Annotated in this window: 22 protein-coding genes; 6 read left to right on the forward strand and 16 right to left on the reverse strand. The window is 72.9% G+C overall.

The annotated features are described in order from the left end of the window. From G5C65_RS04010 to G5C65_RS04025, 4 genes are all read right to left on the reverse strand, one after another. Positions 1-243, reverse strand: a 243-nt coding sequence (locus G5C65_RS04010; protein ID WP_165297192.1) for a MerR family transcriptional regulator, incomplete at its 3' end; no start/stop codon positions are given. A gap of 15 nt (positions 244-258) precedes the next feature. Further along, entirely contained in the window at positions 259-1,200 is a 942-nt protein-coding gene (locus tag G5C65_RS04015) for a metal-dependent hydrolase (RefSeq protein ID WP_165297193.1), read from the reverse strand. A 38-nt stretch (positions 1,201-1,238) separates the two neighbouring features. Continuing rightward, the gene (locus G5C65_RS04020) at positions 1,239-2,999 is read right to left on the reverse strand and encodes an SDR family oxidoreductase (protein ID WP_165297194.1); all 1,761 of its coding nucleotides are present in this window, start codon (positions 2,997-2,999) and stop codon (positions 1,239-1,241) included. Positions 3,000-3,172: 173 nt separating this feature from the next. Continuing rightward, positions 3,173-4,030: a M24 family metallopeptidase gene (locus G5C65_RS04025; protein WP_165297195.1), complete on the reverse strand. Its 858-nt coding sequence runs from the start codon at positions 4,028-4,030 to the stop codon at positions 3,173-3,175. A 235-nt stretch (positions 4,031-4,265) separates the two neighbouring features. On the opposite strand from G5C65_RS04025, the gene G5C65_RS04030 reads away from it, so the two are divergent. From G5C65_RS04030 to G5C65_RS04045, 4 genes are read left to right on the forward strand one after another with little or no spacing between them, the layout of a single operon-like run. Continuing rightward, positions 4,266-5,300 (forward strand): ATP-binding cassette domain-containing protein, encoded by a 1,035-nt coding sequence (locus G5C65_RS04030; RefSeq protein ID WP_165297196.1) that lies wholly within the window; start codon positions 4,266-4,268, stop codon positions 5,298-5,300. Next, complete coding sequence (locus G5C65_RS04035; RefSeq protein WP_165297197.1) at positions 5,290-6,207, forward strand: ABC transporter permease subunit; 918 nt, start codon at positions 5,290-5,292, stop codon at positions 6,205-6,207. Before G5C65_RS04030 ends, G5C65_RS04035 begins: the two co-directional genes overlap by 11 nt. Next, complete coding sequence (locus G5C65_RS04040) at positions 6,204-7,121, forward strand: ATP-binding cassette domain-containing protein (protein WP_165297198.1); 918 nt, start codon at positions 6,204-6,206, stop codon at positions 7,119-7,121. The genes G5C65_RS04035 and G5C65_RS04040 overlap by 4 nt, the downstream gene beginning before the upstream one ends. Positions 7,122-7,145: 24 nt before the next feature. Further along, a complete protein-coding gene (locus G5C65_RS04045; RefSeq protein ID WP_165297199.1) occupies positions 7,146-7,868 on the forward strand; it encodes an ABC transporter permease subunit in 723 nt (240 codons plus the stop codon). A 128-nt stretch (positions 7,869-7,996) separates the two neighbouring features. On the opposite strand, the gene G5C65_RS04050 is transcribed toward G5C65_RS04045, so the two are convergent. The 3 genes from G5C65_RS04050 to G5C65_RS04060 form a co-directional block, all read right to left on the reverse strand. Beyond that, positions 7,997-9,331 carry a CynX/NimT family MFS transporter gene (locus G5C65_RS04050; protein WP_165297200.1) on the reverse strand — a complete coding sequence of 445 codons (1,335 nt, stop codon included), beginning with the start codon at positions 9,329-9,331 and terminating at the stop codon, positions 7,997-7,999. Positions 9,332-9,349: 18 nt separating this feature from the next. Beyond that, complete coding sequence (locus G5C65_RS04055; protein WP_165297201.1) at positions 9,350-10,063, reverse strand: FadR/GntR family transcriptional regulator; 714 nt, start codon at positions 10,061-10,063, stop codon at positions 9,350-9,352. A 109-nt stretch (positions 10,064-10,172) separates the two neighbouring features. Next, the gene (locus G5C65_RS04060; RefSeq protein ID WP_165297202.1) at positions 10,173-12,116 is read right to left on the reverse strand and encodes a TIGR03086 family metal-binding protein; all 1,944 of its coding nucleotides are present in this window, start codon (positions 12,114-12,116) and stop codon (positions 10,173-10,175) included. Between the two features lie 79 nt (positions 12,117-12,195). On the opposite strand from G5C65_RS04060, the gene G5C65_RS04065 reads away from it, so the two are divergent. After that, positions 12,196-13,260 (forward strand): WYL domain-containing protein, encoded by a 1,065-nt coding sequence (locus G5C65_RS04065; RefSeq protein WP_165297203.1) that lies wholly within the window; start codon positions 12,196-12,198, stop codon positions 13,258-13,260. Here the strand turns inward: G5C65_RS04065 and G5C65_RS04070 are convergent. Beyond that, complete coding sequence (locus G5C65_RS04070) at positions 13,200-14,765, reverse strand: MFS transporter (protein WP_165297204.1); 1,566 nt, start codon at positions 14,763-14,765, stop codon at positions 13,200-13,202. The genes G5C65_RS04065 and G5C65_RS04070 overlap by 61 nt on opposite strands. A gap of 76 nt (positions 14,766-14,841) precedes the next feature. Here G5C65_RS04070 and G5C65_RS04075 point away from each other — a divergent pair, with 76 nt between their 5' ends. Then, entirely contained in the window at positions 14,842-15,864 is a 1,023-nt protein-coding gene (locus tag G5C65_RS04075; protein WP_420903275.1) for an Lrp/AsnC family transcriptional regulator, read from the forward strand. 39 nt (positions 15,865-15,903) lie between these two features. On the opposite strand, the gene G5C65_RS04080 is transcribed toward G5C65_RS04075, so the two are convergent. The 8 genes from G5C65_RS04080 to G5C65_RS04115 form a co-directional block, all read right to left on the reverse strand. Continuing rightward, entirely contained in the window at positions 15,904-16,719 is an 816-nt protein-coding gene (locus G5C65_RS04080; protein ID WP_165297205.1) for a Cof-type HAD-IIB family hydrolase, read from the reverse strand. After that, positions 16,716-17,993, reverse strand: coding sequence for a serine--tRNA ligase (gene serS, locus G5C65_RS04085; protein ID WP_165297206.1), 1,278 nt, complete (start codon positions 17,991-17,993; stop codon positions 16,716-16,718). Before serS ends, G5C65_RS04080 begins: the two co-directional genes overlap by 4 nt. A gap of 514 nt (positions 17,994-18,507) precedes the next feature. Next, positions 18,508-19,437: a prephenate dehydratase gene (pheA, locus tag G5C65_RS04090; RefSeq protein WP_165297207.1), complete on the reverse strand. Its 930-nt coding sequence runs from the start codon at positions 19,435-19,437 to the stop codon at positions 18,508-18,510. Between the two features lie 43 nt (positions 19,438-19,480). Further along, on the reverse strand, positions 19,481-20,845 hold the full coding sequence (gene efeB / locus G5C65_RS04095; RefSeq protein WP_165297208.1) for an iron uptake transporter deferrochelatase/peroxidase subunit: 1,365 nt from the start codon (positions 20,843-20,845) through the stop codon (positions 19,481-19,483). Between the two features lie 3 nt (positions 20,846-20,848). Further along, complete coding sequence (locus G5C65_RS04100) at positions 20,849-22,852, reverse strand: copper resistance CopC/CopD family protein (protein WP_165297218.1); 2,004 nt, start codon at positions 22,850-22,852, stop codon at positions 20,849-20,851. Positions 22,853-22,857: 5 nt separating this feature from the next. After that, on the reverse strand, positions 22,858-23,370 hold the full coding sequence (locus tag G5C65_RS04105; protein WP_165297209.1) for a copper chaperone PCu(A)C domain-containing protein: 513 nt from the start codon (positions 23,368-23,370) through the stop codon (positions 22,858-22,860). Further along, on the reverse strand, positions 23,367-24,035 hold the full coding sequence (locus G5C65_RS04110) for an SCO family protein (RefSeq protein WP_165297210.1): 669 nt from the start codon (positions 24,033-24,035) through the stop codon (positions 23,367-23,369). The genes G5C65_RS04105 and G5C65_RS04110 overlap by 4 nt, the downstream gene beginning before the upstream one ends. 53 nt (positions 24,036-24,088) lie before the next feature. Then, on the reverse strand, positions 24,089-24,811 hold the full coding sequence (locus tag G5C65_RS04115) for a YcnI family copper-binding membrane protein (protein ID WP_165297211.1): 723 nt from the start codon (positions 24,809-24,811) through the stop codon (positions 24,089-24,091). Between the last annotated feature and the right edge of the window lie 56 nt (positions 24,812-24,867).

The raw sequence follows: 24,867 nt of genomic DNA on the forward strand, positions 1-24,867 counted from the left end.
GCCCAGCCCCCGCCCCTCGTCCCACGCCTGCAGCAGCTCCTTTATGGACGCCAGGGTGTAGCCCCGCTCCAGGAGATCCGCGATCTGCCGCAGCCGGGCGAGATGCGAGTCGTCGTACACATTGGCCCGGCCGCGCCGCTCCGGTTTGGGCAGCAGCCCCCTGTCCTGGTACGCACGGATCGTGCGCACCGTGGCGCCGCTGTGGTGCGCCAGATCCTCGATGCGGTACTCGGACAGGGGCATGGTGCGTCTCCTCGCTTACTGCTGTGCCGCCCGCCGGGCGACGGCGCCGGCGGCGGCCCGTGCCGCCGGGGAGCTGGCCAGATAGTCCACGGCCCGCCGGAGCGAGCCCTCCTGGGAGGGATGGTACGAGCGGCGGAAATAGCGGGGTATCGCCGCGCCCAGCTCCCGCCACGTCGGCAACAGGCCCTTTGCGACCGCTCTGTTGTGCTCCCGCAGCGAATAGCGGAGGGAGCCCGCGAGCTGCGGGTCGTGCCGGAGCAGATACGAGGTGCCCCACGCCCACAGCCACAGCAGCACCGGCGCCGTGACCACCATGCCGCCGACGCGGCGGGCGTAGCGCGGCAGCCCGTCGCCGCCGCAGTGCTGGTACATGTCGAAGGCGACCGCCCGGTGCTCGACCTCCTCCGCTCCGTGCCAGCGCAGAAGATCGAGCATCACCGCGTCCGGATCCGCCCGGTCCAGGCCGTCGGCCCGCAGCACCCAGTCCCCCAGCACCGCCGTGAACTGCTCTATCGCCGCTATCAGCGACAGCCGGAACCGCAGCCACTCCCGCGGCGGTATCGGCGCTCCGAACGGCGGTTCCGCACCGAGCAACTGCTCGAAGAGGTAGTCGACATGGCGGGTGTACGGCCCGGTGTCGAGCCGCTGGGCGGCCAGGTGGTCCAGCACCTGGCCGTGCTGGACACTGTGCGTGCCCTCCTGGCCCATGAAGCCCTTGACGTCCCGCAGCAGGGTCTCGTCCCGGACCAGGGGGAGCGCCTCCTTGAACACCTTCACGAACCACCGCTCCCCCGCGGGCAGCAGCAGGTGCAGCACATTGATCACATGGGTGGCGGTCGGCTCGTCGGGGATCCAGTGCAGCGGGGTCCGCTCCCAGTCGAACGACACCCGGCGGGGCACGATGTCGTAGTGGAAGTCGTGGTCTCGCTGGAGGGTTTCGGCCTTCTCGTCGCTCATACGGTGCTCCAGGGGAAGTTCCATGGCCGGCCCGGCGGCTACAGCCGCGGCCTGGCCCGTGCCAGCGCACGCAGCGCGTGCGGTGCGAAACGGGAGAGCAGCCGGGCGCCGCGGGCCTCCGGCGTCACCGGCACCACCGCCTGGTTGCGGACGACGGCGCGCAGCACGGCGTCTGCGACCTTCTCCGGGGGGTAGTTGCGCAGGCCGTAGAGCCGGGAGGCGCGCCGCTGGCGGCGCCGCTGCTCCTGCTCGTCCGCTCCGGTGAAGCGGGTGGTCGCGGTGATGTTGGTGTGGACGAAGCCGGGGCAGATCGCGGAGACGCCTATCTCCTGCTCCGCGAGCTCGGCCCGCAGACACTCGCTGAGCATCAGCACCGCCGCCTTGGAGGTGGCGTACGCCGGAAGCTCCCGGGAGGGCTGGAAGGCCGCCGCCGAGGCGAGGTTGACGATATGGCCGCCCTGACCGCGCGCGGCCATCTGCCGTCCGAACAGGCGGCAGCCGTGCAGGACGCCCCACAGGTTGACGTCGAGGGTGCGCTTCCAGTCCGCCGCGCTGGTGTCGAGGAACGGGCCGGAGACGCCGATCCCGGCGTTGTTCACCAGCACGTCCACGACGCCGTACTCCTCGGCGACCTTCACGGCGAGCTTCTCCATCGCCTGCTCGTCGGACACGTCGACGGTCTCGGACCAGGCCGCGGGGGCGCCGATGAGCCGCGCCAGGTCGGCGGTGCGCCCCGCGCCCTCCGCGTCCCGGTCGACGGCGATCACCCGGGCGCCGGCCTCCGCGAAGGAGAACGCGGTGGCCCGGCCGATGCCGCTGCCCGCGCCCGTGACCAGGACGAGCCGGCCGCTGAGCCGGTCCGCGTACCTCCGCGCGGGGGCCGGTGCGCGTGCCGGGCTCCGGGACTCCGCGGCGGTTGCGAACTCCGCGATCCAGTCGGTGAGCTGGTCCGGCCGGGTGCGCGGCACCCAGTGTCTGGCGGGCAGGGTGCGCCGGGTCAGCTGCGGGGCCCACAGCTCCAGCTCGTCGTAGAGCCGCGGGCTGAGGAAGAGGTCGCCGGTCGGGGTGATCAGCTGGACGGGAGCATGCGCATAGCAGTCCGTGCGGGGGCGGCGGAGGCGGGCGCGGACGTTGTCCCGGTAGAGCCAGGCGCCGTGGGCCGCGTCGGCGGGGAGGGACGGGGGCGGATACCCGGCTTCCTCCGGTGCGGCCGCCGCGCTCCGGGCGCCGCCCACCTTCTCCACCCGCTCCAGGACCCCGGGCCAGCTGCTGCCGAGCGGACCCTTCCACAGCAGCTCGGGCAGCACGGGGGTGTGCAGCGCGTACACATACCAGGACCTGGCGGTCTGCCCGAGCAGCTGGGCGGCGCCGCGTGGGGTGGGGCGGCTCAGCCGCCGCCTGATCCAGTGGCCGAAGTGGTCGAGAGACGGGCCCGACATGGTGGTGAACGACGCGATACGGCCCTCGGTCCGCTTGACGGTGGCGAACTCCCAGCCCTGCACCGAGCCCCAGTCGTGCCCCACCAGATGCACCGGGCGGTCCGGGCTGACCGCGTCGGCGACGGCGAGGAAGTCATCCGTGAGCTTCTCCAGGGTGAAGCCGCCGCGCAGCGGCTTGGGCGCCGAGGAGCGGCCACAGCCCCGCACGTCGTACACCACCACATGGAAGCGGTCCTTGAGCCGGGCGGCGACCCGGGACCAGACCTCCTTGCTGTCCGGATAGCCGTGCACCAGCACGACGGTGGGCAGCTCCGGGTCCCCCAGCTCGACCACGCACAGCTCGATCCCTCCCGTGCGCACCCATCGCTCACGGCCATCCGCCCAGGGCGCCGGGGGCCGCGCACCGCTGTCTGGGCCGGTGCCGGTTTCGGCTTCGGTGCCAGGCCCGGTGTCAGCCTCGGTGCCGGGCCCGGGCCCGGGCCCGGGTCCGGGGTGGGGGTCTGTCGTTCCGCCCGTCGTGCCGTCGTGTGCCTTCACGCCGTCTGCGCCTCCTCCTGCTCCTGCCAGCGCCGCACATGCGGCAGATCGTCGTCCAGCCAGAAGGCGCTCTCCTCGGGATCCCGGGAGTCGGTGACGACCAGGATCTCCTCGAACTTCGCGCCCGTGCCCCGGAAGCCCAGATGGGGCTCGACCGCCCACAGGCCGGGCTCGGGCGGGTGGTGGGAGAACCGGTACGGACTCCACAGCGGGGACCAGCCCTCCCGGTGGCCGTGCAGCGCGTCCTTCGCCAGGCCCCGCAGCGCGTTGGTGCCGAAGCCGAAGACGGTGGGGGACCAGCGGCGGTCGGAGACGCGGTCCACCTTGTGGGCGATGACGCCGAAGGGGTAGGCGCGGTGCCGGTTCGCATACCCCTGCCGGGCCATCAGCCGGTCGACGTCCTCATAGATCTCCCGCAGCGGGCGGCGCTCGCGCACCTCGCGGAGGATCAGCTCGCGGTGCGCCCGCAGATCGGACATCAGCCGCTCGTGCACGGGGTTCGGGCCGAGGCAGCCGGAGTAGCCGATGTCCGAGGTGAAGCCCTGGTGGATCGGGGCCATGTCGAGCACGAACGCCATGCCGGGCTCCAGCGCCCGGTCCGTCGGGAAGAACTGGAGCGGGATCTTGAAGCCGGTGAACGCGGTGCGGTCGCCGAACCAGGCGAAGGGGAGATGGAACCAGTCCCGCACCCCTCTCTCCCGCAGCCACTCGCGCTGCATCCGCGCGGCCTCCCGCTCGGTCACGCCGGGCTGGAGGCGGGCGGCCACCGACTCGGCGCACTCATAGCTGAGGCGCTGCACTTCTCTGAATCCCCGCAGGTCAGCGGGGGAGTACCCAAGGGTCTTCGCGCGCATCGCCAACCGCCCCCATCCCTGGACATCCCGCGAACTCCCGCAACTTGACACTGTCGAATGTGACATCGCCCCGTGGCGAGGTCAAGGGCGGGGCGCGGCCTGTGGATAACTCCCATCAGGTCCCTGTCAGGGGCCCCGAGGGGGAGCCCCTACGGGGCCGTCCACCTTGAGAGGTACGCGGAAACAGGCGCCCCGTCTGACGCGGCGGGTGTGCCGGGGCACTAGCGTCGGTGACGTGACTGTGATCGCGACCGAAAGCCTCAGCAAGCGGTTCCCCAGGGTGACCGCCCTCGACCGGCTGACCGTCGGCATCACACCGGGCGTCACTGGCCTGGTGGGTGCCAACGGCGCCGGTAAGTCCACCCTGATCAAGATCCTGCTCGGCCTCTCCCCCGCGAGTGAGGGGAGCGCGAGCGTCCTCGGTATGGACGTGAGCACGCAGGGTAGCGCCATCAGGGAGCGCGTCGGCTACATGCCGGAGCACGACTGCCTGCCGCCCGACGTCTCGGCGACCGAGTTCGTCGTCCACATGGCGCGGATGTCCGGGCTGCCCCCGACGGCGGCCCGCGAGCGCACCGCCGACACCCTCCGCCACGTCGGGCTCTACGAGGAGCGCTACCGACCCATGGGCGGCTATTCGACGGGCATGAAGCAGCGCGTCAAACTCGCCCAGGCCCTGGTGCACGACCCGCACCTGGTGCTGCTCGACGAGCCGACCAACGGCCTCGACCCCGTCGGCCGCGACGACATGCTCGCGCTGATCCGGCGCGTCCACACCGATTTCGGCATCTCGGTCCTGGTCACCTCGCACCTGCTGGGCGAGCTGGAACGCACCTGCGACCACGTCGTCGTCATCGACGGCGGCAAGCTGCTGCGCTCCTCTTCCACCGCCGACTTCACCCAGCGCACCGCGGCCCTCGCGGTCGAGGTCACCGACACCGACCGGCATCCGGACGGCACGGCGGCGCTGCGCACGGCGCTGGAGGGGGCCGGGGTCACGGTGCACGCGGACGAGAGCGGCGCCGCGCCCGGCGCGGGCCGGCTGCTCTACATCACCGTCACCGAGGACTCGGTCTACGACGCGGTCCGGGACGCCGCGGCCGAACTCGGCCTCGGACTGGTGCGGATGGAGCAGCGCAGGCACCAGATCGCCGAGGTCTTCACCCAGCAGCCCCACGAGTCGCGATCCCCCGAGCCCGGGGATTCCGAGCACCAGCGGCCCCAGGAGCCGGCGCAGGTGCGCGAGAGGAGCAGCGCCGATGTCGTCTGAGCCCACCACCACGGCGCCCGCCCCCGCCCAGCGCGGGCAGGACGTCATCCACAACATCGGCTACCGCCGGTACGAGGGGCAGCGGCTGGGCCGGAGCTACGCCCGACGCTCGCTGTTCATCCAGTCCCTGCGCGGTGCGTTCGGCCTCGGCCGCTCGGCCAAGTCCAAGGTGCTGCCGATGATCCTGCTGGCGGCGACCAGCCTGCCCGCGGCGATCGTGGTGGCCGTGTCCGTCGCGACCAACGCCGACGAACTCCCGGTCGGCTACCCCGAGTACGTGCTGTTGCTGCAGCCCGTCATCGGTATCTTCCTGGCCGCCGTCGCGCCCCAGATGGTCTCCCTGGACCTGCGGTTCAAGACGACTCCGCTGTACTTCTCGCGCCCCATCGAACGCAGCGACTACGTCGCCGCGAAGTACGCGGCGCTCTCGGCGGCCGTCTTCGTCGTCATCGCGGCGCCCGTCGTCATCATGTACGCGGGGGCGATGCTGGCCAAGCTGGACTTCGGCGACGAGACCAAGGGCTTCTTCCAGGGGCTGGTGTTCTGCGTCGTGTTCGCCCTGCTGCACGCGGCCCTCGCCGCGTATCTGGCGGCGCTCACCCCGCGGCGCGGCTTCGGCATCGCCGCCGTCATCGTGGTGCTCACCGTCCCGTACTTCCTGATGAGCGCCCTCCAGGCGATCGCGGACGAGCAGGACTCGCTGTCGGCCGTCGGATGGCTGGCGCTGGGGTCGCCGGGCACGCTGATGGACGGCCTGCAGAGCAAGTTCCTCGGCGGAGCCTCCGGCTTCCCCGGAGGCCACGGGCTGTCCAACGCCCAGGGGGCGCTCAGCCTGCTCGTCATCGCGGCGCTCATCGCCGGTTCCTACGCGCTCCTGTCGCGCCGCTACCGAAAGGCCGGACTGTGACAACGATCCACATCGACCGCACCTCACGCTGGTTCGGCAACGTCGTCGCCGTCAACGACATCACCATGCAGATCGCCCCCGGGGTCACCGGTCTGCTGGGCCCCAACGGCGCGGGGAAGTCCACGCTGATCCACATGATGGGCGGCTTCCTGGCGCCCTCCAACGGCAGCGTCACGCTCGACAGCACCCCGATCTGGCGCAACGAGCAGGCGTACCGGCAGATCGGGCTCGTGCCCGAGCGCGAGGGGATGTACGACTTCCTCACGGGCTACGAGTTCGTCCTCGCCAACGCGCAGCTGCACCAGCTCCCCGACCCGCCGGCCGCGGCCCGCGCGGCGCTCGCCACGGTCGAGATGGAGTACGCGCAGGAACGCAAGATCTCCACGTACAGCAAGGGCATGCGGCAGCGCGTGAAAATGGCTTCCGCGCTGGTGCACGAGCCGTCCGTGCTGCTGCTGGACGAGCCGTTCAACGGGATGGACCCCCGGCAGCGCATGCAGCTGATGGAGCTGCTGCGCCGGATGGGCGACGAGGGGCGCACGGTGCTGTTCTCCTCACACATCCTGGAGGAGGTCGAGCAACTGGCCTCGCACATCGAGGTGGTCGTCGCCGGGCGGCATGCCGCCAGTGGCGACTTCCGCAAGATCCGCCGTCTGATGACGGACCGTCCGCACCGCTACCTGGTCCGCTCCAGCGACGACCGCCGGCTGGCCGCCGCGCTCATCGCCGACGCGTCCACGGCGGGCATCGAGCTGGACTGGAGCGAGCAGGCGCTGCGCATCCAGGCCATCGACTTCACCCGGTTCACCGAACTCCTCCCGCGCGTCGCCCGCGAGGCCGGCATCACGCTCTACGCCGTCTCGCCCTCCGACGAGTCCCTGGAGAGCGTCTTCTCGTACCTCGTCGCTGCCTGAGCGGCCCGAAGGGAGCCCTTACCGATGTTCAACCCCACAGTCGCCCGGCTGACGTACCGGGCGCTCCTCGGCCGCCGCCGTGCGCTGATGCTGGCCGCGCTGCCGGTGCTGCTGCTCGTCGTGGCCGCCGCCGTGCGCGGTATGACCGGCGCGGACGACGAGGTCACCAGCGAACTCCTCGGCGGCTTCGCGCTGGCCACCATGGTGCCCCTGGTCGGCGTGATCGCCGGCACCGGCGCGATCGGGCCGGAGATCGACGACGGGTCCGTCGTCTACCTGCTCGCCAAGCCCGTCAAGCGGCCCACCATCATCGTCACCAAGCTCGTCGTCGCCATCGGCGTGACGGTCGCCTTCACGGCCGTGCCGGTCCTGGTGGCCGGGTTCATCCTGAACGGCAACAGCCAGGACATCGCGGTCGCCTTCGCGCTCGCCGCCGCGGTCGCCTCCATCGCCTACAGCGCGCTCTTCCTGCTGCTCGGAACGGTCAGCAGGCACGCCGTCGTCATCGGCCTGGGCTACGCGCTCATCTGGGAGGCCCTCGTCGGCAGCCTGGTGGAGGGCGCCAAGACGCTGAGCGTGCAGCAGTGGGCGCTCGCGCTGGCGGAGAAGGTCGCGGGCAACGGCGCCGACGTCTCCTCGTCCGTCGCGCTCCCCGCCGCGCTGGTGCTGCTGGCCGTCGTCACGGTGGGCGGCACCTGGTTCGCGGGTCAGAAGCTGCGCACCCTGACGCTGGCCGGCGAGGAGTAGGCGCCCCGCAGACGGGCCCCTGCCGACGGGCCCCTGCCGACGGGCCCCCGCCGACGGAACGCCCGTCGGCGGGCGTTCCGCCGGTGCGGGGCCCGGCGCGGGGCACCGCTCCGGCGGGCGGAACGCTCTCAGCGCCGTGCGCCGGGTGCGTCGATCCGTCCCTCGCGCCCGGCGCCGAGGCCGAGCAGCACCAGCCCGGCGCACACGCACAGCAGCAGCACCAGCGGGACCGTCCAGCCGCCGGTCGCCTGGTGCACGGCGCCGAGCAGCAGCGGCCCGACGGCGGCCAGCAGATAGCCCCAGGTCTGCGCCATGCCGGACAGCCGGGCTGCCGTGTGCGCGTCACCGGAGCGCAGCACCATCATGGTCAGCGCCAGGCCGAGCGCGCCGCCCTGGCCGACGCCCAGCAGCGCCGCCCACAGCCACGCTCCGGCCACCGGCGCTGCCAGCAGACCGGCGATCCCGGCGGCCATCAGCGACGACACCGCCGTCGCCAGCGCCCGCTGCCCGCGCATCCGCCCGGCCAGCGTCGGCACGACGAACGAGCCCGCCATCTGCACCAGCGTGCTGAACGCGAAGACCAGGCCGGCCGTGGACCGGTTCATCCCGTGGTCGGTGAGCAGGGTCGGCATCCAGGCGATCGTCACGTAGGCGATCAGGGACTGCGAACCCATGAACAGCGTCACCTGCCACGCCAGACGGGAGCGCGTCAGATTCGGCCCCGCCGCGTCCTGCCCCGGGTGGGCCGGGACGGCCGCCGCCTGGCCGTGCCCGGTGCCGCGCCGTGCGAGCAGCACCTGCGGCAGCCAGACCAGCGCCGCCACGGCCGCCAGCAGGGCCCAGGAGACCAGCGAACCGCGCCAGCCGCCCAGCGCGTGCTCCAGCGGCACGGCCGCTGCGGCCGAGGCGGTGGCGCCCAGGATCATCGCCGTGGAGTAGAGCGCCGTCATCCCGGCCGCCCGCTCCGGGAAGTCCCGCTTGATCAGGCCGGGCATCAGGACGTTCAGCAGCGCGATACCGGTGCCGACGACCGCGCACCCGGCGAACAGCGCCACCACGGGCGGCGCGATCCGCAGCGCGATCCCGCCGGCCAGCAGCACCAGCGCGCCGAACAGCACCGCCTCGGTGCCCCAGCGGCGCGCGAGCCGGGGCGCCAGCGGCGAGGCCACGCCCATGAAGACCAGCGGAATGGTCGTCACCAGGCTGCCCGTGGTCGACGTCAGCCCGAAACTGTCGCTGATGTCGCCGAGCACCGGGGAGACCCCGGCGAGCGCGGCGCGCATGTTCAGCGAGGCCAGCACGATGCCCAGCAGCACCAGCAGCGGGTGCGCCCGCAGCCGGACACGCGCCGCCGCCACGGGGGGCGAGGGCGCCAGGTCCTCCTCGGCGTCGATCAGTTCGGCCTCGATGAGCTCTTCCGTGCTGAGCCCGTCCTTGAGCCCTTCCTGGTGGTCCGGCGACATACGGTGTGGTGCCCTCTTTCAGCTCTCGTTCGTCAGCAGCGCGTCCACGGCCTGCTTCGGTTTCGCGAGCAGCTCCCTCGCTGCCCGCTCCGCGGCCTCCGGATCGCCGCTCGCGATGGTGTCCACCAGCGTGTAGTGGTCGTCGGCGTGGATGCGGGGCATCCGCGCGTCGAGCAGCGAGGCGACCAGCGCCTCGCGCACGGAGGTGCTGAACCAGCCGTACGTCGCGCTCAGCGCGGAGTTGTGCGCGGCGTCCACCACCGCGATGTGGAACTCGATGTCGTGCTCGGCGTACAGCTCGACCCGGCCGTGCGCGGGCAGCCCCTCCTCGTCCTGGAAGGCGGCCTGTGCGTCCAGCGCGGCGCGCATCCGGTCCAGGTCCCCGGGGAGGTGCCGCAGCGCGGCGAGACGGGCGCCCTCGGCCTCCAGCGCGATCCGCAGCTCCAGCACGTCGCGCACGTCCGCGCGGCGCACGCCGCGCACGACCTCGCCGGGGTCGGTGTGGGAGACCACGAAGGTGCCCTCGCCCTGGCGGGACCGGAGCATGCCGGAGTGCACGAGGACGCGCACCGCCTCCCGGACGGTGTTCCGGCCGACCTGGAGCTGCTCGGCCAGGTCGTGCTCGGTGGGAATGCGCTCGCCGACGGGCCACTCGCCCGCCGTGAGCTGCGCGCGCAGCTCGGTGACCACGGTGTCGACCAGGGACTGCCGTCCCGCCGCGCGCAAGGTCATACCGGTACCCGTCTCTTCCGCTCAGTGATTCGCCCGGTTGCCCAGTCATCCTACAACTGACGGTACACGGCCGGTGGGCCCCGCCCCGGGGCCCACCGGTCACGTGGGGCTACCCGGCCTCGGGCAGCCCCTGGGTGAAGCGGAACAGGTCCACCGGGTCGTACGCCTCCTTGAGGGCGTGCAGCCGCTCCAGGTCCGCGGGCTCGTAGCACGCCCGTACGGTGGCTTCGTCCTGCGGGCCGTACAGGAAGTTCAGCCGCCGCCCCAGCGTGTGCCCGCGGACCGCGTCCAGGGCGCGGCCGTGCAGCGCGCGTACCGTCCCGCTGTCCGTGCCGTCGAGCGGGGAGAGCACGGACAGCAGATAGGCGGCGTCCCGGTGGCCCACCGCGTCCGGCGCCCCGGACCCGCGGGCGAACGCGCCGCCCAGATGGCGCACCCCGAGGACGCACATCACCCCGGCGTCCGGACCGGCCTCGCGCAGCACGCCGCTCACCTCGTCCGGGCCGAGCCCTCCCTCGTCCAGCAGCACGTTGTCACTGCGGTAGGCGTGCGGTGCGTCCGGCTCGCTGAAGACCGAGGCCGACTCCGTGTACGGCATCTCCCGCAGCTCGTCCACCAGCGGCTCCCCGAGTGTCGCGCGCAGCGTCGCGACCAGCTTCTCGCCGTCCTCCCGCGACCCGGTGAACGCGATGTGCACCTGCGCCAGGTAGCGCCCGCGCAGCGGCTCGGGCACGTCGGGCACGTCGGGCAGGGGGAGCAGCGAGAGGGCGGAGGACATCTCCTCGGGGACCGTGCGCGTCCACTCCCGCCAGGCGGCCAGAATCTCCTCAGCGGCCCCCGCGCCGCCGTCGTGGACCAGCCTGCCGCCGTAGATCCGCTCCACGGGCACCAGGTCCAGTTCCATCCCGGTGACCACGCCGAGGCCGCCCCCGCCCCCGCGCAGCCCGCGGAACAGCTCCGGATCGCTCCCGGCGGTGACCTGCCGCAGCCGCCCGTCGCCCGTGACCACCTCGATCCGGCGCACATGGTCCGTCGCGTAGCCGTACCGCCGCCCCAGAACGCCGACCCCGCCGCCCAGCACGTACGAGACGACGCCCACGCCCGGGAAGGAGCCGTTGACCGGCGCCAGGCCGTACCGCCCCGCCTGGGCCACCAGGTCCCCCGCACGGACGCCCGCCTCGACCCAGGCGGTGCGCGCCTCGGGGTCCACCCGGATGCCCGTCATCCGGCGCGTGCTGACCAGCACGCCGCCGCGCGCGGAGCGCGCCAGGCCGTGCCCCGTCGCCTGCACGGCCACCGGCAGCCCGCGCCGCCGCGCGTCCGCCACCGCCTGCCGTACGTCCTCGGCGGACCGGGCGAGGACCACCTCGTCCGGCCGGTGCCGGTCGCCCGCCTGGAAGCCCTCGCACTCCGCGTCGTAGCCCTCGTCGCCGGGCGTGAGCAGCATCCCGCCGGGCGGCGCCCACTCCGGGTCCCGGCCCAGCCAGGCGGCCAGCCGTGCGTACGCGTCCGCGTCCCCGGGCACCTCGTGCACCGGGCCGAACGGCACGCCCTCACCGCGCATGTCCCCGGGCAGCATCCTCCGGGCGGTCTCCAGCGCGGCGGCGGCCGGCCCTTCGTCCGGGCCGCTGGGCCGGCCGAGCGCCCGCGCGAGGTCCCAGGTGTGCGCGACCGTCTCCATCGTCCACACCTCCAGCGCGGTGCGGCCCGGTGCCTCGCCCCAGGGCGCCGCGACGGTGTCCGCCAGCCGGGCGCCGTCCGCCCAGGCCGCGCGCGCCTGCTGTGCCGCGTCCGCGAAGGCCGCCGCCCAGCCACTGTCGGTGACGCCCGTCACCTGGGTGGACATGTCATGCGACGCGCCTCCCCGCCCGACGTGCGCGACGCGCCGCATCACGCCGGTCACATGGCCCAGCAGCTCGCGTACGGCGAACTCCGCACACGGTGTGGGCCGCTCCAGATGCTCGGGCCGCACGGAGCCGACGAGTGCTGCCAGCCGGTCGGCGGCCTGGTCGAAACGGGGACGCGGATCCGTCACGGCGGGTGTCTCGTTCACGGTGTCTCCTTCCAGACAGCGGGGAGTCTTCCGCGATAACTGGACATCGGCCGTCAAGTTTCCGAGGCACCCTGGAGGCGTGAAATCCGACCGCCTTCTGTCGATCCTGCTGCTCCTCCAGACCCGCGGCCGCGTCCGGGCCGGCGAGCTGGCCGAGCGGCTGGAGGTCTCGCCGCGCACGATCTACCGCGACATCGACTCCCTCTCCGCGGCGGGCGTGCCCGTCTACGCGGAGCGCGGCCGGAACGGCGGCATCGCGCTGCTGCCGGGCTTCCGTACGGACGTCAGCGGACTGACGACCGACGAGGCGCGCGCCCTGTTCGTCCTGGCGGCGGAGGGCGCCCATACGGCGCTCGGCCTGGAGGGCGCGCTCGGCTCGGCGCTGCGCAAGGTGATGGCCGCGCTGCCCGCGCCGCACCGCCCCGCCGCCGAGCTGATCCGGCGCCGCATCATCGTCGACCCGGGCCCCTGGCTGGCGGCCGAACAGCCGGCGGTCGACCTGGACGTCCTGCACACCGGGGTGTTCGCGGACCGGCGGCTGCGCATCCGCTACCGGCACAGCGGCGCGGAGCGCCACCGTACGTACACCGTCGATCCGTACGGCCTGGTGAGCAAAGGGGGGATCTGGTACCTCGTCGCCGACCGCCGTGGCACGGCCGCCCTCTTCCGCGTGGACCGCATCGCCGCGGCGACCGTCACGGACGCGCCCGTACGGCGCCGGGAGGGCGTCGAACTGGCCGAGGTGTGGGAGGTGCTGCGCCGCCGCGTCGAGGAGCGGCCGAACCCGGTGCGGGTGACCGTGCGGGTGCGGCGGGAGCGGCTCGACATGTTCCTGCGCTTCCTGGGGCGCTACGTGACCGACGTACCCGCGCGGCGCGGAGCGCATCACCAGCAGGACGCGGAGCAGGACGCGGAGGAGAGCACGGAGGGGGACGCGGAGAGCGCATGGGTGACCGTCCGGATGGCGTTCCCGCTCCTCGCGGCGGTCACCCTGCTGCTGCAGTTCGCCGCCTGGGTCGAGGTGACAGATCCGCCTGAGGCGCGTGCCCTGCTCGTGGAGCGCGCCTCAGGCGTTCTCGCGCTCTACGGGACGGCTCCGGCGGCCTCGGCGGCTCCGGCAGCCCCGGCGGCCTCGGACGGCTGAGCGCCGCCCGGACGCTCCTTCGGCCGCTCCGGCGGCTCCCCGTGCCCGGGGGCGTGCTCCCGGACGACCACCAGCACCGCGACGCCGACCAGCAGCGCGGTCACCCCGCAGATCACGAAGATCCGGTCGAGGCCCGCTGCGAACGCCTCCCGCACCAGTCCCATGGGCACGCCCGCCTCCCCGGCCTGGCCGCCGCTCACCGCGTCCGCAGCGCCGTGCGGAACGCCGTGTGCGCCCAGCACGCCGGCCACCCGGGAGGCGAAGACGGTGCCCAGGACGGCCACCCCCAGCGCGTAGCCGAGCTGCCGGGAGGTGTTGACGGCGCCGCTCGCCATGCCCGCGCGCTCCGGGGGCGCGGCGCCCAGCGCCGCGGACATCAGCACGGTCAGCGACATCCCCACGCCGACCCCGATCACCACGGCGCCCGGCAGCAGCGCCGTCCACGACGAACCCGGTCCCACCAGGGTCATCAGCAGCACACCGCAGCCGATCACCAGGATCCCGGTGCCCAGCGGCAACTGCGGCCGCATCCGCAGGAAGAACCGGCCGCCGACCCCGGACACCAGGAAGGCCGCGCCCGCCATGGGCAGCATCGAAGCGCCCGCCGCCAGGGGGCTCATGCCCAGCACCGACTGCGCCCACAGCGAGCTGTAGACGAGGTGGGTGAAGGCGGCCGCCTGCGTCAGCAGGGCGGCGGCCATCAGCACGGCGAACGAGGGCCGCCGCAGCAGCGACAGGTCCAGCAGCGGCGCCCTGCGGCCCCGCTCGGCCAGGACGAAGCCCACAGCGGCGGACGGGGCCACCGTCAGCGCCAGCAGGGCCCAGCGGTCCGTCCAGCCCGCCTCACCGCCCCGCACCAGCCCGTACGTCAGGGCTCCCGCGGCCAGGGTGAACAGCCCGGCACCCGGCCAGTCGATCCCCCTGCGGCCACCCGCGGGGCCGGCCGGCGCCCTGGACTCCGGGACGGTGCGGAGCGTGATCCACACGGCCACCGCGGAGATCGGCAGGTTGATGAAGAAGATCGCCCGCCAGTCGGCGTACTCGGTCAGCAGCCCGCCCAGCGTCAGTCCGAAACCGGTGGCGGCGCCGTTCACCGCGCCCCAGACGCCGAACGCGATCGCCCGGTCCCGGCCCTGGTACGTGGCGGTGATCAGCGGCGCGTTGGCCGCGAACACGGCCGCGGCGCCGGCGCCCTGCACGGCGCGCGCCGCGATCAGCGTGCCCTCGTCCGGAGCCAGACCGCACACCAGCGAGGAGAGCGCGAACACGGCGAGACCCAGCGTGAACACCCGGCGCCTGCCGTGCAGATCGGCCAGGGAGCCCGCGGCCATCAGCAGCGCGGCGAGCGCGACCGCGTAGATGTCCACGACCCACTGGAGCGCGGTGAAGGAGGCGTGCAGCGAGCGCGCCATCTCCGGCAGCGCCGTGTTCACGATGGTCACGTCAATGAGCAGCATGAAGCCGCCGAGACATATGGCCGTCAGCGGCCACCATTTGTTCGTCATGCCGCCAGCGTGGGAGCGGACCCGCACGGCGCCCCAGCCGGCATCGGAGCTGCGGCGGAATCCGACGCTGTCTAGCATGAGCATGGTGGAAACCGACATACCTCGTGCGGGGCGCCGCGAGCTGCCGTCGCTGGACGACCTGGACCGGCAGATCGGGCATGCGCTGCAGCTCGACGGCAGGGCCCCGTTCGCGCGGATCGCGGAGGTGCTGGGGGTCTCCGACCAGACGGTGGCCCGCCGCTACACCAAGCTCCGCTCCGGCGGCCTGGTGCGCGTCCTGGGGCTGACCGAGCCGGAGGTACTCGGCGAGACGGTGTGGTTCCTCCGCGTCCAGGCCACCCCCGACGCCGCCGTACCGATCGGCCGGGCACTGACACGCAGGACGGACACCTCCTGGGTGGCGATGGTCGCCGGCGGTACGGAGGTCAGTGCGGTGGCCAGGTCGGGCGCCGAAGCCGACTCCCAGGGGGACCTGTTGCTGCTGCGCGACCTGCCGCGCACCCGCGGGGTGCTGGGCGTGCACGCGTACTGCCAGCTGCACCAGTTCTTCGGCGGTGCCCAGGGGCTCGTCCTCAAGTCCGGGATGCTCAGCCCCGAGCAGGTCGCCGCGCTGGCCCCGCCTCCGGCCGAGCCGCCCGGCGAGCCTGTCGTGCTGGCCCCGGACGACCACCGGCTGCTGGAGGTGCTCGCCCGGGAGGGCCGCACACCGGTCGCCGAACTCGCCGCCGCCACGGGATGGTCGCCCAGCACCGTGCGCCGCCGGATGGCCGAGCTGCGCGCGAACGGGGCGCTGTACTTCGACGTCGACTCCAGCCACCAGCTGTACGGGCTCAGTTCGCGCGTCGGGCTCTGGCTCTCCGTGCCGCCTTCCGGGCTCGTCGCCACGGGGGAGGCGCTGGCGGCACACCCGGAGGTGGCCTTCGCCTGCGCGACGACCGGGGCGGCGAACCTCTTCGCCATCGCCGTGTGCCGGGACACGGCGGCGCTGTACGCGTATCTGACCGGGCCGGTCGCGCGGCTGCCGGACGTACGGCAGGTGGAGACGTTCGCGATGATCCGCACGCTGAAGGGGCCGGGCCCCTACGTCCCGCCGCGCTAGGCGCGCCCGGTCAAAGGCACGGGGAACTGCGCGACCGGCTTATCCCCGGTCCTCCAGGAGGCGTTCCAGGACGAGGGCGATGCCGTCCTCGTCGTTGGACGCGGTGACCTCGTCGGCCACCGAGAGCAGCTCGCTGTGCGCGTTCTTCATCGCGATGCCTCGTGCCGACCAGGCGAACATCGGGATGTCGTTCGGCATGTCGCCGAACGCGAGGGTGGCGGACGGCGGTATGCCGAGGCGGCGTGCGGCCAGGGAGAGCCCCCTGGCCTTGTTGAGGCCGAGGGGGAGCAGCTCGACGATCCCCTCGCCGGACATCGTCACGCCCACCAGGTCGCCCGCTGCCCGCCGGGCGGCCGCCGCCAGTGTGTCGTCGTCCAGCGTGGGGTGCTGCACGTACATCTTGTTGAGCGGCGCAGCCCACACCTCGGCGGGGTCCTCGTAGGGGACCATCTCCAGCGGGCCGGTCATCCGGTAGCCGGGCCCGATGAGCACCTCGCCGTCCTCGCCGTCCCGCGAGGCGGCGAGCGCGAGCGGGCCGACCTCCTCCTCGATCCTGGCCAGCGCCAGCTGGGCGAGCCGCCGGTCCAGCGTGACGGAGGTCAGCATCCGCCCGGCACCGGCGTCGTACACCTGCGCGCCCTGTCCGCACACGGCCAGGCCGTCGTAGCCCAGCTCCTGCAGCACGGGGCGCGTCCACGGCACCGCGCGCCCGGTGACGATGATGTGCGCCGCGCCGTTCGCGCACACGGCGTCCAGCGCGGCGCGGGTGCGCTCCGAGACGGTGCCGTCGGAGCGCAGCAGCGTGCCGTCGAGATCGGTCGCGACCAGGCCGTACGGCGCGGGGGCGCCGCTCACCGGGCTACCGGCTCAAGCGCCTCGCGTCCGCCCAGATACGGCCGCAGGACGGGCGGCAGCCACACCGAGCCGTCCTCCCGCTGGTGGTTCTCCAGCAGGGCGACGATGGTGCGCGGGACGGCGCACAGCGTGCCGTTCAGTGTCGCGAGGGGGCGTACCTGCTTGCCGTCCCGCACCCGGATGGACAGGCGGCGGGACTGGAACTCGGTGCAGTCCGACGTGGAGGTCAGCTCGCGGTACTTGCCCTGGGTGGGGATCCACGCCTCGCAGTCGTACTTGCGGGCGGCGGAGGCGCCCAGGTCGCCGGTGGCCACGTCGATCACCTGGAACGGCAGCTCCAGCCCCGACAGCCACTCCTTCTCCCACTCCAGCAGCCGCAGATGCTCCTCCTGGGACTCCTCGGGCGCGACGTAGGAGAACATCTCGACCTTGTCGAACTGGTGGACACGGAAGATGCCCCGGGTGTCCTTGCCGTACGAACCGGCCTCGCGGCGGAAGCACGGGGAGAACGCGGCGTACCGCAGGGGGAGGCGGTCGGCCTCGATGATCTCGTCCTTGTGGTACCCGGCGAGGGGGACCTCGGAGGTGCCGACCAGATAGAAGTCGTCCTTCTCCAGGTGGTAGACGTCCTGGGCGGCCTGGCCGAGGAAGCCGGTGCCCTCCATGGCGTCCGGCCTGACCAGCGCGGGGGTGAGCATCGGGGTGAAGCCCGCCTCGGTGGCCTTGGCGACGGCGGCGTTCACCAGCGCGAGCTCCAGGAGGGCGCCGACCCCGGTGAGGTAGTAGAACCGCGAGCCGGACACCTTGGCGGCGCGCTCGACGTCGATGGCGCCGAGCGCCTGGCCGAGCTCCAGGTGGTCCTTGGGCTCGAAGCCCTCGGCCGCGAAGTCGCGCGGGGTGCCGATGGTCTCGCGGAGGGTGAAGTCCTCCTCGCCGCCGACCGGCACCTCGGGGTGGATCAGGTTGCCCAGCCGGAGCAGCAGCCGCTGGGTCTCCTCCGCGGCCTCGCCCTGCTCGGCGTCGGCCGTCTTGACGGCGGTGGACAGCTCGCCCGCGCGGCGCAGCAGCTCCGCCTTCTCCTCGCCCTCCGCCCTGGGGATCAGCTTGCCGAGCTGCTTCTGCTCGGCGCGCAGCTCGTCGAAGCGGGAGCTGGACGCCCTGCGCCGCTCGTCGGCGGAGAGCACCGCGTCGACGAGGCCGACGTCCTCTCCACGGGCGCGCTGCGAGGCGCGCGCACGGTCGGGGTCCTCACGGAGCAGGCGAAGGTCAATCACGCGGCCAGCCTACCGGGGGGCGGTGACAGCCCTCGACTCGATATGGCTTTGGTGGGGTTTTGTCCAAATTAAGGGGTATATATTCCGGTGGGAGTGGATCTTAAAGGGGGATCCCTTTCGGGGAGTCCCCTTTCTCCGTGTTGACGCGGGTGTCCCGATCTGGGCGCCGGGCGGGGCGAGTTGGAGGGGCCGTGCTCCCGCACTTATCCACAGCCGGGCAGTTGTCCACGGAGTTGTCCACAGGTCCGCATGACAGCCTGTGGAAATTGGATGAGATCATTCCGCTGTCAGTTCGGCTGGCGCATAATTCCCGCCTCAAACTCGAAATACACACTCTTTCGCGCTAGTTTTGCTCACTCCAAAGAGTTGATCAAGGGAATTGTGGTGACGAGGGCAGGGAGGAGTGCTGTGGACGGAGATGTGGTCTGCATGCTGCTTTGTCGACAGAGTCCGCTTTGTCTGTCGACTTGTCCACAGCGCCGGGCAGCAGCCTGTGGATAACTCACAGAGCGCGTCAGCTCCGGCCGTCCAGGCACCGCGTCAGCCAATCGGCGGCAGTCACGAAGTCCTCGTCCGTGGTGCCCTCCCGCAGCGTCGGCTGCTGGGCGTCGGCTCGCGGATACGAGCCGAGGAAGCGCACCTCGCGGCACGCGCGCTTCAAGCCCATCAGCACGTCGCCCACCCTGCGGTCCTGCACATGGCCCTCGCAGTCGATCGAGAAGCAGTACCGGCCGATGCCCTCGCCGGTCGGCCGCGACTCGATGCGCATCATGTTCACGCCCCGCGCGGCGAACTCCTGGAGCACCTCCAGCAGCGCACCCGGATGGTCCGTGCGCAGCCAGAACACCACTGAGGTCTTGTCGGCGCCGGTCGGCGCGGCGGGCCGCGCCGGGCGGCCCACCAGCACGAACCGCGTCACCGCGTTCTCCGCGTCGTGGATGTCCGTGACCAGCGGTTCGAGCCCGTACGGCGCGGCCGCGAACTCGCCGGCGAACGCCGCGTCGTACCGCCCCTCCTGCACCAGCCGGGCGCCGTCGGCGTTCGAGGCGGCCGACTCCCACAGCGCGTCGGGCAGGTTCGCCCCCAGCCACTTGCGGACCTGCGGCTGTGCGACCGGGTGACCGGTCACCGTCTTGACGTCGCCGAGCGGCGTCCCGGGCCGGACGAGCAGGGCGAAGGTGATGGGCAGCAGCACCTCCCGGTAGATCATCAGCGGGCTGCCGGCGGCCAGCTCGTCGAGGGTCGCGGTCACCCCGCCCTCCACCGAGTTCTCGATCGGCACGAACGCGGCCTGCGCCTCCCCGCTGCGCACCGCGTCCAGCGCGGTGGGCACCGACACCATGGGTGTCAGCTCGCGGGTGGCGGCTTCGGGGAGGGTGTGCAGGGCGGCTTCGGTGAAGGTCCCCTCGGGACCCAGATAGGTATAGCGGCTCGCTGGTGGCATGCGGACACGGTAAACGCGCACCGGGCCGTACGGCCCCGCGATCTCAGGTTTCGAGCAGCCGCTGCCCCACGTACTCGCCCTCGCGCGGCCCGCCCGGCACGGCGAACAGCGCGCTCGCCTCGTGCCGGATGAACGCCGACAGCGCGTCCCCCCGGTCCAGCTTCCGCTGCACCGTGACGAAGCCCCGCAGCGGGTCCGCCTGCCAGGCGACGAACAGCAGACCCGCGTCCGGGGCGCCGTCCTCCCGGAACCCGTCGTGGTAGGAGAACGGGCGGCGCAGCATGGCCGCCCCGCCGTTCGTCTCCGGCGCCGACACCCTGATGTGCGCGTCGGCCGCGATGGCGACCGAACCCCCGGAGCGCTTCTCCAGGTCGGGCTTGGTGTGCTCGCTCCCTCCCGACAGCGGCGCGCCGTCCGACTTGCGCCGTCCGATCACCTTCTCCTGCGCGGCCAGCGACTCCTTGTCCCACTTGTCGAGCAGCATCCGGATGCGCCGTACGACCGCGTACGAACCTCCCGCCATCCAGGACGGCGAGCCGTTCTCCGGGACGAAGATTTTCTTCCGGTCCGCCGCGACGGCCGGGTCGGGATTGTTGGTGCCGTCCACCTGGCCCATCAGATTGCGCGCCGTCATGGGGCGCGCGGTGGCACCGGGCGAGCGGTTGAAGCCGGTCATCTGCCAGCGCAGGGTGGCCGCCTTCCACGCCTCGCGCTGGAGCGCGCGCAGTGCGTGGAAGGCGACCAGTGCGTCCTGGGCGCCGATCTGGATCCACAGGTCGCCGTCCGAGCGTTCCTTGTCCAGGGCGTCGGAGGAGAAGTCGGGCAGCGGCGCCAGCTCGGCGGGCAACTGCTTGTGCAGCCCCGTACGGCCGAAGAACGTACGGCCGAAGCCGAAGGTGACGGTGAGCGAGGACGGCCCTGCGTCCAGCGCGACACCGGTGTCCCGCGGCGCGCCCTCGGCGGGCTCGCCCGCCATCAGCCGCCGCGCCGTGTGCGACCAGCGGCGCAGCAGCGCGGTGGCCTCCTTGCGCCCTGCGCCGGCGGCGAGGTCGAAGGCGGCCAGATGGGCGTGCGCCTGGGCGGGCGTGGCGATGCCCGCCTGGTGCACACCGTGGAACGGCACCTGGCCGGAGCCCAGCGTGCTGAGCGCGGTGGGCGGGTCGTCGCGGGTGGCGGCGCCGGCGTACGCGCCGCCCGCGCCGCCGAGCGCCAGTCCGGCCGCACCGGTGACCGCGGCGGTGCCCAGCAGGCGACGCCGGCTGACGCCCGCCGCGGGGGCGTCGGCTGCGGGGGCGTCAGCCGTGCGCGTCCCCCTGCTCGCCGCCCCCCGGCCCTGCTCCTGGCCGTTCCTCTGGCCGCTCTTCCGCTTCGTGTCCTTGTCCTTGTCGTCAGATGCCTGGTGCGTCATGGTTCAGCCGATCTTCGCGGTCTTGGACTCGGTGATCTGGTCGATGTCCGAGGTACGGACGGTCAGCGCGAACCGCCAGGTGCCCGGCATCGGGAACCGCACTCCGGTGGCCCGCCAGTGCCCCTTCTCGCCCTGCACGGCCCTGGGCCGTACGGGCAGCGGCCCCAGGTCCTCGGCGGGCAGGGACAGCGCGACCTTCACCTCGCGTGCGTCGAGCGGTGCGCCGCCCGGCGCTGTGGTGCGCAGTTCCAGCGTGTTGCCGGTGCCGCCGCGGCCGGGGGAGACACGGAGCTTCGCCGTTCCCTTGCCGTTCGGACCCCCGGTGTCGAAGGGGATGGTGAGGCGGACCGGGCCGCTCGGCGCCGGCCCGCTGTCCGTGGCCTTCGCGGGCCCGGCCGCCGCTGCCTCCTCCTCGGTGCGCCCCGGCTCCGTGCTGGTGAGGACCGTGGTGACGGCCAGGACGACGACGGCGACGGCGGCCTCCGCCAGCACCGAGCGGCGCAGCCCGCCGCGCTCGGTGTCGGCGTCCCGCTCCCGCCGGCGCCGGGCCGCGGTGACGGCGGCCTGCTGCCGGGCGAGCTGCGCGGCGCGCACCGGGTCGGGTACGGAGCCCTGTGGGCCCCTCTCGGCGCCCTCCCCGGGGCCTGTGGGCTCCGAGGGCTCCCGTGCCGTCGTCTCCTCTGCGGGCGCCCGCTCTCCCGTCGACAGGACGCCCCCTCCCGTCGACGGGACGTCGCCGCTGTCCGGGACGTCGTGGTCCGGGAGCTCCGACAGCCGCGCCGTCCACCGCCGGGAGAACCAGCCGAGGCCCACCAGGAGGGCGACCAGCGCGATCTTGGCGATCAGTAGCTGCCCGTACCGGGTGCCGCCGAGCGCGCTCCAGGAGCCGACCTGCCGCCAGGACTGGTACAGCCCCGTCGCCGCCAGCGCGGTGACACAGCCGAGCGCTGTCCCGGAGAAGCGGCGCACGGCGGAGCGGGGCGGTGGCGGTCCCCAGCGCAGAGTCGTCAGCAGCGCCGCCAGTCCGCCCAGCCACAGGGCGACGGCCAGCAGGTGGACGACGTCCACGGGAACGGCCAGGCCCGGCTGGATGCCGGTGGAGGCGTGCTCGGCCATGGCCCAGGTGGAAGCCAGTCCCACGGCGACCGCGGTGCCGCCCATGGCCAGTCCGGCGCGCAGGTCGCGTGCGGCCCGTGCGTCGCCCTCCGCGCGCCGCCGCGCGTACGCGCCGAACAGCACGGACACGAACAGCGCCGCCGCCGCGAGCAGCAGCAGCCGGGCGACGAGTGCCGTGCCCGGTCTGGTGCCCACGGCGTCCCGGAGCCCGCCGAGGTCGAGAACGTCGGCCAGCCGCCCGGAGCCGGTGTACGGGGCGCGCAGCAGCAGCAGCGCCAGCGTCGCGGCGAGCAGGGTCGTCCAGCCGGCGACGGTCACCCGCTGCACCGTCCGGGCCCCGGCGGCGCGCGGCCAGCAGACGAGTACGAAAGCCGCACCGCCGACCAGCAGGATGAACCCGGCATAAGCCGCATAGCGCGCCGTGTCATAGAGCGTGCCGACCGTGCCGCCGCCCGCCTCCCCGCCCTGGCCGGGGGCCGTGGCGGTGGTCTTGGACGGGTGGCCGACGGAGAACGTGAAGGCGCCCGAGACCGGGTGGCTGTCGGCGGAGACGGCCTGCCAGGCGACGGTGTACGTACCGTCGGCGAGGCCCGGCTTCAAGGCGGTGGCCCGCCGCACGGCGCCGCCCTTTCCGACGTCCCGCACGGCGCCGGTGTCCACGCGCTTGCCGTGCGGGTCGAGCACGCGCAGCGAGCCGTCCGACATGGTCACCCCCTCCGAGAAGGTGAGGGTGACCTGCCGGGGCGCGCTGCTCACCACCGACCCCTCGGCCGGGCTGCTGCCGGTCAGCGCCGCATGCGCGGCGGCCGGCGAGGCGCCGCCCAGCACGCACAGCGTGCCGAGCAGCGCGGCCAGCAGCGCGCCGGCGGCGGGACGGGCCGTACGGACCATGAACGTCACTGCCCGGGTGCGTAGTTCATCGCTTTGACGGGCGCCTTCACTGTGATCGGACCGGACTTGGTGAAGTGCAGCACGAAGGTCACCGTGTCGCCCTCGGCCGGCTTCCGCTTGAGGTCCATCAGCATCAGGTGGTTGCCGCCCCGCGCGAGCTTCAGCGAGCCCTCGGCGGGCACGGTGAAGGATGCGACGGACTGCATCTGCTGCTTGACCGTCTTGTGCATCGTCACGTCTCCCGCGATGTCGCTGCTGACCGACGTGAGCTTGTCGGCCGTGCCGCCGGAGTTGCGGACGGTGAGGAAACCGCCGGCCATCTTGCCGTTCACGGGCTGCGGCACGTAGGCGCCCCGCACCGTCAGCCGGGGGGAGTCCTTCGCCTCGGCGTTGGCCTTCTTGGCGTCCGACCCGGCGTCGGAGCCGGAGTCGGAGTCGGAGGAGCAGCCGGTGAGGACGAGCGCCAGGGCGGCGCCGAGTCCGGTGGCGGTGGTCACAAGGGTGCTGCGGCGGTTCACGGGGTCTCTCCCTTGGCGATCTTCGGCAGTTCCTTCTCCAGGACCTCCGGTGTGGTGTTGCGCTCGGTGTAGAGGACGTGCGCCTTGTCGTCCTTGGGGGAGAACGCGAGAAGCTGCGCCCCGTGCGTGGAGACGATGTCGCCGTTCTTCTTCTTGTACGAGGGCTCGATCGCGACGCCGACACTGCGGGCGCCCGCCTGGATGGTGTCGAAGTCACCCGTCAGCCCGATGAAGGACGGGTCCTGGCCGCGCAGCCACGTGCCGAGCTGCTTCGGGGTGTCCCGCTTGGGGTCGGAGGTGATGAAGACGACCCGCAGGTCCTGCTGCACCTTCTTGGGCAGCTTGGACTTCGCCACCGCGATGTTGCTCATCGTCAGCGGGCAGATGTCCGGGCAGTTGGTGTAGCCGAAGTAGAGCAGCGTCGGGTGGCCCTTGGTCTTCTCGATCATGTCGTACTTCTTGCCGTGCGTGTCCGTGAGCGTCAGGTCGGGCTTCTCGAACGGCGTGTCCAGGACGGAGCCGCCCTTCTTCTGCTTCTCGAAGGTGGCGGGCTTCGTCGCTCCCGCCTTGCTGTCCGAGTCGCCGTCCGAGCCGCACGCGCTGAGGGTGAGGGCGGCAGCGGCGGCGAACGCGGCGGCCGCGGTGACAGTGGAGCTCTTGCGCATAGTGCTTTCCCATGGGTACGGGCGGCGCGGCCCGCCGGGCCGCGCCGCCGGGGTCAGGATCGGGCGGACCGGCGGCGGCCCGCGAGAGCGCCGAACGCCACACCCGCGGCGCCGACAGCGATACCGACGGCTCCGAGCACCCGTGCGGTGGTGTCGGAGCTGTCATCGGAGCCTGAGCCGGAGTCCTTGGAGGCGGTGCTGACGGCCTTGCCGTCGCCGTCCTCCCCGTCGCCGTGGCCGGAGCCGGCCGCGGTGAGCTTGAGGACGGGAGCCGGGTTCTCGGGCTCCGCCGCGCCCTTCTGCGGCTCCTCGATCCACCGTACGACGTCCTTGTTGTCGTAGGTCTGCAGGGCCTTGAAGACGAGCCGGCCGCCCTTCTCGGGCAGCTGCCCCATGGAGACGGGGAACTGCTGGAACTGACCCGGGTTCACCTTTCCGCCGCTCCAGGTGACCTTGGAGACGGCCTCGGTGATCTTCTGGCCGTGCATGGTGATCGGCTTGTCCAGCTTGGACTTGGTGACCTTGATGTCCCAGCCGGGCACCGGCTGCGGCATGACCGAGGCGAGCGGATGGTCGGTGGGGAAGGTCACTTCGAGCTTGACGGTCGAGGCGTCGTCCTGCTCGTTGGGCACCTTGAAGTTGACCGTGGCGTAGCCGCCCTTGGGCGCCTCGTCCGGGTCGACGGTGACGTGTGCCGAGGCCGGGACGGCCAGCAGCAGGACGGAGCCGGCGGCGAGGGTGCCGACGACGGCAGCACGGCGGTGTGCGGTTCTCATGAAGTGCGCTCCTCGTGGAGTGCCGCGCCCTGTGGAGACAGGGCGGAGTGACAGGA

The sequence above is a fragment of the Streptomyces boncukensis genome (genome assembly GCF_011045075.1).
GTDB lineage: Bacteria > Actinomycetota > Actinomycetes > Streptomycetales > Streptomycetaceae > Streptomyces > Streptomyces boncukensis.

Bases quoted from the DNA above. Each gene is read 5' to 3' on its own strand.
- G5C65_RS04015 (WP_165297193.1), bottom strand. From the start codon at position 1,200: ATGAGCGACGAGAAGGCCGAAACCCTCCAGCGAGACCACGACTTCCAC.
- G5C65_RS04025 (WP_165297195.1), bottom strand. From the start codon at position 4,030: ATGCGCGCGAAGACCCTTGGGTACTCCCCCGCTGACCTGCGGGGATTC.
- G5C65_RS04035 (WP_165297197.1), top strand. From the start codon at position 5,290: ATGTCGTCTGAGCCCACCACCACGGCGCCCGCCCCCGCCCAGCGCGGG.
- G5C65_RS04045 (WP_165297199.1), top strand. From the start codon at position 7,146: ATGTTCAACCCCACAGTCGCCCGGCTGACGTACCGGGCGCTCCTCGGC.
- G5C65_RS04050 (WP_165297200.1), bottom strand. From the start codon at position 9,331: ATGTCGCCGGACCACCAGGAAGGGCTCAAGGACGGGCTCAGCACGGAA.
- G5C65_RS04055 (WP_165297201.1), bottom strand. From the start codon at position 10,063: ATGACCTTGCGCGCGGCGGGACGGCAGTCCCTGGTCGACACCGTGGTC.
- G5C65_RS04070 (WP_165297204.1), bottom strand. From the start codon at position 14,765: ATGACGAACAAATGGTGGCCGCTGACGGCCATATGTCTCGGCGGCTTC.
- G5C65_RS04075 (WP_420903275.1), top strand. From the start codon at position 14,842: ATGAGCATGGTGGAAACCGACATACCTCGTGCGGGGCGCCGCGAGCTG.
- pheA (WP_165297207.1), bottom strand. From the start codon at position 19,437: ATGCCACCAGCGAGCCGCTATACCTATCTGGGTCCCGAGGGGACCTTC.
- efeB (WP_165297208.1), bottom strand. From the start codon at position 20,845: ATGACGCACCAGGCATCTGACGACAAGGACAAGGACACGAAGCGGAAG.
- G5C65_RS04100 (WP_165297218.1), bottom strand. From the start codon at position 22,852: ATGGTCCGTACGGCCCGTCCCGCCGCCGGCGCGCTGCTGGCCGCGCTG.
- G5C65_RS04110 (WP_165297210.1), bottom strand. From the start codon at position 24,035: ATGCGCAAGAGCTCCACTGTCACCGCGGCCGCCGCGTTCGCCGCCGCT.
- G5C65_RS04115 (WP_165297211.1), bottom strand. From the start codon at position 24,811: ATGAGAACCGCACACCGCCGTGCTGCCGTCGTCGGCACCCTCGCCGCC.